General features: G+C 72.3%; 9 protein-coding genes. 6 read left to right on the top strand and 3 right to left on the bottom strand.

Annotation, left to right across the window (positions count from 1 at the left end):
• Both AO398_RS16560 and AO398_RS16555 read right to left on the bottom strand, forming a co-directional pair.
• Window positions 1-557, bottom strand: a 557-nt coding sequence (locus tag AO398_RS16560; protein WP_244498803.1) for a biotin/lipoyl-binding protein, incomplete at its 3' end; no start/stop codon positions are given.
• Between the two features lie 233 nt (window positions 558-790).
• Window positions 791-1,219, bottom strand: coding sequence for a hypothetical protein (locus AO398_RS16555; RefSeq protein ID WP_244498802.1), 429 nt, complete (start codon window positions 1,217-1,219; stop codon window positions 791-793).
• A 220-nt stretch (window positions 1,220-1,439) separates the two neighbouring features.
• Here AO398_RS16555 and AO398_RS16550 point away from each other — a divergent pair, with 220 nt between their 5' ends.
• From AO398_RS16550 to AO398_RS16540, 3 genes are all read left to right on the top strand, one after another.
• On the top strand, window positions 1,440-2,000 hold the full coding sequence (locus tag AO398_RS16550; protein ID WP_058193215.1) for a L,D-transpeptidase: 561 nt from the start codon (window positions 1,440-1,442) through the stop codon (window positions 1,998-2,000).
• A 455-nt stretch (window positions 2,001-2,455) separates the two neighbouring features.
• Window positions 2,456-2,701 carry a hypothetical protein gene (locus AO398_RS16545; RefSeq protein WP_058193222.1) on the top strand — a complete coding sequence of 82 codons (246 nt, stop codon included), beginning with the start codon at window positions 2,456-2,458 and terminating at the stop codon, window positions 2,699-2,701.
• A 37-nt stretch (window positions 2,702-2,738) separates the two neighbouring features.
• On the top strand, window positions 2,739-3,359 hold the full coding sequence (locus AO398_RS16540) for a hypothetical protein (RefSeq protein ID WP_058193214.1): 621 nt from the start codon (window positions 2,739-2,741) through the stop codon (window positions 3,357-3,359).
• Window positions 3,360-3,530: 171 nt separating this feature from the next.
• Here AO398_RS16540 and AO398_RS16535 read toward each other — a convergent pair whose 3' ends face one another.
• Window positions 3,531-4,106 carry a GNAT family N-acetyltransferase gene (locus tag AO398_RS16535; protein ID WP_058193221.1) on the bottom strand — a complete coding sequence of 192 codons (576 nt, stop codon included), beginning with the start codon at window positions 4,104-4,106 and terminating at the stop codon, window positions 3,531-3,533.
• Window positions 4,107-4,429: 323 nt separating this feature from the next.
• Between AO398_RS16535 and AO398_RS16530 the strand changes: the two genes are divergently transcribed.
• The 3 genes from AO398_RS16530 (at window position 4,430) to AO398_RS16520 (ending at window position 6,169) form a co-directional block, all read left to right on the top strand.
• Window positions 4,430-4,969, top strand: a complete 540-nt coding sequence (locus AO398_RS16530) for an Hsp20 family protein (protein ID WP_058193213.1) — start codon at window positions 4,430-4,432, stop codon at window positions 4,967-4,969.
• Between the two features lie 151 nt (window positions 4,970-5,120).
• Complete coding sequence (locus AO398_RS16525) at window positions 5,121-5,642, top strand: Hsp20/alpha crystallin family protein (protein ID WP_058193212.1); 522 nt, start codon at window positions 5,121-5,123, stop codon at window positions 5,640-5,642.
• 107 nt (window positions 5,643-5,749) lie between these two features.
• Window positions 5,750-6,169 carry a hypothetical protein gene (locus tag AO398_RS16520; RefSeq protein ID WP_058193211.1) on the top strand — a complete coding sequence of 140 codons (420 nt, stop codon included), beginning with the start codon at window positions 5,750-5,752 and terminating at the stop codon, window positions 6,167-6,169.
• Window positions 6,170-6,177: the final 8 nt, after the last annotated feature.

Genomic DNA, 6,177 nt, shown 5'->3' with positions numbered 1-6,177 from the left:
GGGCGCCGGGCGGCCCACCGGGGGTGGGCCTGGGCCGGGCCCCGGCCGCCCTGGGCGCGGGCGCCCTCGGCCCCCGCCTGCTTCTGCCCCGGGAGGGCGGCGTCGTCCTGGGCCTGGCTGGCGGTGGCCCGAGTCAGCAGCTGCTCGAGCCGGTCGGCCTGCTGACGGGCCAGCACCAGGGCGGCCTCCTGGCGGGCGAGCGCGGCCTCGGCGCTCGCCAGCTCAACCTGGTAGGGGGCCGGGTCGATCTTGTAGAGGATGTCGCCTTCCTTGACCTGGCTGCCCTGCTCGAACAGGCGCTTGATCACGAGGCCCGAGACCCGCGAGCGGACCTCGGCGATGCGCATCGGCGCCACCCGGCCGGGCAGGTCGCGCAGATAGGGGATCGCCTGTGGCGTTACCGTGACGAAGCCCACCTCCGGCACCGGCGGCGTCGGCGCGGCCACCTGCTTCGGGTTGCAGGCCCCCAGCGCCAGGGCCAGCAGGGCAGCCGACCCCAGGAGGCGCGCGCGGCGGCGGACGGGGGACGGGGTGATGGCGGTCGAAGTGCGGGTCACGGGTTCCGACGCTCCTGGAAAAACATGCGTCAATTGGGGCCGGCGCGGAGCAAGGGCCGCGCGTCGTCGAGGCGGATCGCGCATCCTCCCGAGGGGATTTTCCGGCTCTCGGAAGGGCGATGCTGCACGATCAGGACTTTGGACCGCCGTGCCGGATCCGGAATCCGGCACGATGGACCTGCGCCGATACGGCGGAGATCGGAGCGCCCGGCCGGCGGAACCGGCGGCGCGGATCAGGCCGCCCGGGGCGGCCGGTGCAGGGACTCGTCCGGTCCGGAAGCCGGAACGACGGCCCGCGGATAACCATAGGATGCGGCGGAGGCGTGACGCGGCTGCACCGCTTCCACCTGGCGGCGCGGAAGCCCGAGCTCGCTGACGATCTCGAGATCGGCCGGGCACAGGTCGGTGCCGTCGAACAGCGCTCGACGGGCCTCGGGGACGGTCTTGCGGGTCTCCACCCTGCGCGCGTCCGACAGGACGGCGACGGTCTGGCTCACCACCCAGCAGGCCGGACCCGCCACCGGGGCGGCCCGGGCCGGCCGGGGCGCAGCCATCAGTGCAGCCGCCGCGACTACGAGCACCGCCAGCATGGCGAGGCTCCGGACGAGGCGGTCCGGCGAGCCCGCGAGGCGGCGGGCCAGAAAGGCGGCGGATCGGATCACGATCCTGAGATAAGCACGGCCGTCCCCCGGCGCAATCACCCACGGCGTCGCGGGTTTTTTCAGTGTTGCCCGGAGCACACAGGCAGGCCGGGATTCGCCCTCTTCCCTCGGCCGGCCTCAACCTTGCCGCGAAGTCAGGGCCGGCTCCCCCAAGGATCGCGGTCCACCCGCGACGACCGACGCCGTCGGCAAGGACTGGCACGTGAGAGGATACAAGACCATGGCGAGACGGATCGCGATGCTGGGGCTCGCAGCCGCCCTGCTGGGGAGTGCACCCGCCTCCGCCGGCCCGATCGATAGCGGGCCGCTCGCGGATTTCCTGAACGTCTTCCGCAGCCAGGCGATCCCGCGCGAGACGATCGGCTGGAACAGCACCGAGAAGCCCGGCACCATCGTGATCTCCACCCGCCAGCGCCGGCTCTACTACATCCTCGGGAACAGCGAGGCGATCCGCTACGGCGTCGGCGTCGGACGGCAGGGCTTCTCCTGGTCCGGCACCAAGACGGTGACGATGAAGAAGGAATGGCCGGCCTGGCGCCCGCCGCAGCAGATGCTGGCCCGCCGTCCGGACCTGCCGCGCTTCATGGCCGGCGGCCAGGACAACCCGCTCGGCGCCCGCGCCCTCTATCTCGGCTCGTCGCTCTACCGGATCCACGGCTCCAACGAGCCCGAGACGATGGGCGCCGCGGTGTCCTCGGGCTGCATCCGCATGACCAACAAGGACGTGGTCGATCTCTACGACCGGGTCCGAGTCGGCACCAAGGTGGTGGTGCGCGACTGAGCGCCCCGCCCGACGGAGGGGGCCGGGAGCCGGGTCTTCGGGCCGCGCTCCCGGGCTCGCCGGCGGGAAACGAATGATCGCCTGAGGCTGACGAGATGCCCGGGCCAGGCCCGGCGCGCACCCGCTCGGGATGCCGGGAGCGGATCCGCGGCCGCCTGAGAAGCCCAGGACCTCGCGGACGGACCGCCCCGCATCCACGGTCCCGCGGAATCAGCGGCTCGGCAAACCGCACCGGGATCGGGCCTGAGGATCGGTCCTCCGGTGCCGGGGCATCCCGCCCTGCCCCGGGCCGCGCATGCGGCGACCGTGCGGGACGGGCGGCGGAACTGCGCGAACCGATATCGTGTGGATCACCCGCGGCGCAGCTGCGGCCGATCGTATCCGCAGGATGTTCCCTTCGTTAAGGAACATATATGGAACATTAAGGTTTCATGCAGGACGCGACGGGAGTTCCGATGGCCCGCTACCGGTTCCACTGCACCAACGGCCTGGAATGCGTCTTCGACGCCCGGGGCGCCGACATCCGCGCGGCCGGGCGCCTGAGCGTACGGGCGCGCCGGGTCGCCGCCGACGTGATGCAGACCCTGTCCGACCGGACCGATTGGTCCGAATGGCGGGTGAGCGTCCACGACCTCAGCGGTCGGCGCGTTCTGGTGCAGCCCTTCGGGCAGCCGGTCGAAGACCGGTCCCTGGCGGCCTGACCTGTTTCGCGCCGGCGCATTTCGCTATCCTGCCGGCATGATCCGATCCGCCGGTTCTCGCCCCCGCCGATTCGATGCCGCCCTCGTGCTCGGCGCCGCCCTGCTCCCGGCCGGGTCCGCCGCCGCGCAGGCGCTCCTGCCGGTCACGGGCTTCGCGCCGCTGCCGTCCTTCGCCTGGGAGCCGGTCGCGGATGCGGGTCGGTGGACCGGCTCCTACGCGAGCCTGTCCACCGGCTACGCGGTCAGTTCCTCCCGGCATCTAGGCAGCTTTTCCGGCCCGACGATCGGGTTCGAGGGCGGCCGGATGTGGCAGGAGGGGCCAATCCTCTACGGGATCAGCGGCGGCCTGGATTACCTCGCCGGCCTCGACGGCGCCCTCACCCCGGGCTTCGGACGCCTCGCCTACAGCCGCGACTTCGCGGGCGCGCTGGAGGTCGAGGTCGGGACCCTGCTGGCGCCGGATGTGCTGCTCTACGCCAAGGCCGGGGCCGGCGCGGTCCACGACACCCTGGCTGTCGGCCCGACCCCGTTCAGCCCGCCCCTGACCCGGGCGGACATCGCGATCCTGCCGAACGCCCGCGTCGGGGTCGAGTGGGCGGTCACGGACCGCCTCTCGGTGGCGGTGGAAGCCGGCGTGGTGCGCAACGGCCTGCGCTGATTTTCGTTACTTGGGGCTGATCACGCCTGCGGTTGAGAGCGCTTCGGCCCGATGGGCCACAACCGTCCCTGCGAGGGGCGTAAAGCATCCCAGGGTAGCGTGCGCCCCCCCCCCCGAAGGGAGCGTTTCCCCAGGTTGCTTCGCTGCGCGCGCACGGACGGAGGGTCCGCGTCAGCCGGACATCGGACCCCGCCGAAGCACCGCCAGATCGCGCCAGCCATAGGCGACCTCTACGAGCGTGCCCTGCTCCCGGTGCTCCGCCCGCTCGCCGACCACGACACCGCCGAGGCGCTCGTAGAATCGCCGGGCCATCGCATTGTCGCGCAGCACCCACAGGCTGGCGGCACGATGACCCCTCTCCAGCAAATGGGCCGCCAGCGCGGCCATCAGGGCGGTGCCGGTCCCGCGCCGCTGGGCGGCTCTGCGGACGTAGATCGCACTGACCTCACCGTCGAACCGGTCCGCCGCCAGTTCGGCCGAACGCTGGGCGCCGCAGGATCCGAACCCCACCAGCCCCACCGGTCCGGCTGCCACCGCGACCCCGGTGCCGGACGCCCGATCCCCGAGGATCCGCGTCCAGATCGCCATCCGCGTCTCGATCGTGTGGGCGGCGATCATCGCATCGGGCAGGAGCCCGGCATAGGTTTCCCGCCACGTGGCGACATGGAGCGCCGCGAGGGCCGGGGCATCGTCCAGGCCCGCCGGCCGGATCGTCATGGGCTCCGACAGGAACGGGATGGATTCCACCGGGGGCTCCTGGGCGGGCTGGACATCGCGCCGGCTCTCGAGCAGGCGACGGCTCTCACAAACGTCCTCGCCGGACATGGGCGGCCGGGACGAGCCCCCCCGCCTCCCCGTCCCGCTGCTGCAGCTTCGGCCTCCAGGGGGGATGGCGTGCTGCCGGCATGCCACCGTCCAACGCGCCCCGACAAAAACCATACCTCTTGCGGAACCGCACCGCAAAGCAAACGTTACGCGCGTGCGAGGCCTGGAAACAGGCTCGCCAGTTGGGCGCCGGTCCTGGTGTCCGGCGACTCTTGTAGTCACGTTGCTCACTGGAGGATGTGGTTATGAGGACTTACGACGTTGCGCCTCTGTTCCGGTCGTCCATCGGGTTCGACCGTCTGTTCGAGCTCTTGAACCAGGCCGAACGCGTCGAGACCACGGCCGCCTGGCCGCCCTACAACATCGAGAAGGTCGCGGACGATCAGTACCGCATCACCATGGCGGTGGCGGGCTTCACCCCCGACGAGATCGCGTTGACCCAGCAGGACACGGTGCTCCTCGTGTCGGGCCAGAAGGCGACGCCCGAGACCGAGCGGCACTACCTGCACCGCGGCATCGCGGGCCGCACGTTCCGCCAGACCTTCAACCTGGCCGACCATGTGAAGGTCGTGGGTGCGAGCCTGGAGAACGGGCTCCTGACCGTCGCGCTCAAGCGCGAGGTGCCGGAGGCCCTGAAGCCCCGTCGCATCGCCATCGGCGGCGTCACGTCCACGTCCGGGCAGGACAATGCGCCCGGGCAGATCCCCGAGGCCAAGGTCGCCCAGGCCAAGGTCTCCGACGCCAAGGTCTCCGACGCCAAGGTGTCCGAGGCCAAGGCCGCCTGATCGCGGCCGGTCCGAGCCCGGGCCGCCCGATCCGCGGACCGCCCGGGCTCCCCGTTGGACGAAACGACATCCCTCGGGGGCCCGCAGGCCCGCGGGCCGCCGACGGCCGATCGCGTGAGATGCCCATGACGCCAACCTGACGGAGGTCCCCATGAGCGTGAGAGATCTGATTCCGTGGACCCGCAACGCCGGCACCCCGGCGCCGACCGCCCTGTCGTCCCAGGCGGCCCATCCCTTCCTGACGCTCCACCGCGAGGTGAACCGCCTGTTCGACGACGTGTTCACCGGGTTCGGCGCGGTTCCGAGCCTGGCCGGCCGGGGCCTCACCTGGCCCACCGTCGAGCTGGTCGAGGCGGATGGCGGGCTGCGGCTCTCGGCCGAGCTGCCCGGTCTCGACGAGACCGACGTCGAGCTCCTGATCGAGGGCGGCGTGCTGACCCTGCGGGGCGAGAAGCGTGCCGAGACCGCCGACAGGGCGCGCGGCTACTCGGAGCGGAGCTACGGCCGCTTCGAGCGGGTCATCGCCCTGCCCGTCCCGGTCGAGGAGGACAAGGCCGAGGCCACGTTCCGGAACGGCGTGCTCACCGTGACGCTGCCGCGCTCGGCCAAGGCGCCGGACCGTGGGCGCCGCATCGCCATCAACGGCGGCGGCACCCAGACGACGGCCCATTGAGGCGGGTTCGCCCGAACATCTGAGGCGGCGGCCGGCCTGGACCGGCAGGACGACCGAGCGCGGACCTGCCGGCCGCCCCAGCCTCTGCTGACGCACAGGAGGGTCGCATGCATCCCATCGAAACCACCCCGATCGACACCCCTATCGAGCGCCTCGGCCCGATGGCCGCGGCCACCTTAAGGGCGGCGGCGGTCGACCCGTTCGAGGCCTTCGTGGCGCCGGGCGACGTGTTCCGGCATCCCCGGGAGGTCCTGTCCTATCCCGGCCTGTCGCGGGCCGAGAAGCGGGCGATCCTGGCCTCCTGGGCCTCCGATGCCCGCGCCGTGGAGTCCTGCCCGACTTTGCGCTGCCTGCCGGGCTGCCGGGCCGAGCCGGTGCCGCTCGACGCGATCCTGGAAGCGCTCCAGGCCCTGGACGGCACGCCCGTCCCCGGCGGGACCGCGGCGCCGCGCAAGCCGCGGAGCCCGGTGGTGCTCGGCCGCCGCTTGCGGCGCGGCGCGGTCGCGCGGGACGCCGTCCAGAACTGAGGCCCGGA

Origin of the sequence: Methylobacterium sp. GXS13, assembly GCF_001455965.1 — a bacterium.
Lineage (GTDB): Bacteria > Pseudomonadota > Alphaproteobacteria > Rhizobiales > Beijerinckiaceae > Methylobacterium.
The sequence above is the reverse complement of the archived record's forward strand: the minus strand, read 5'-3'. Positions and strand labels throughout refer to the sequence as shown.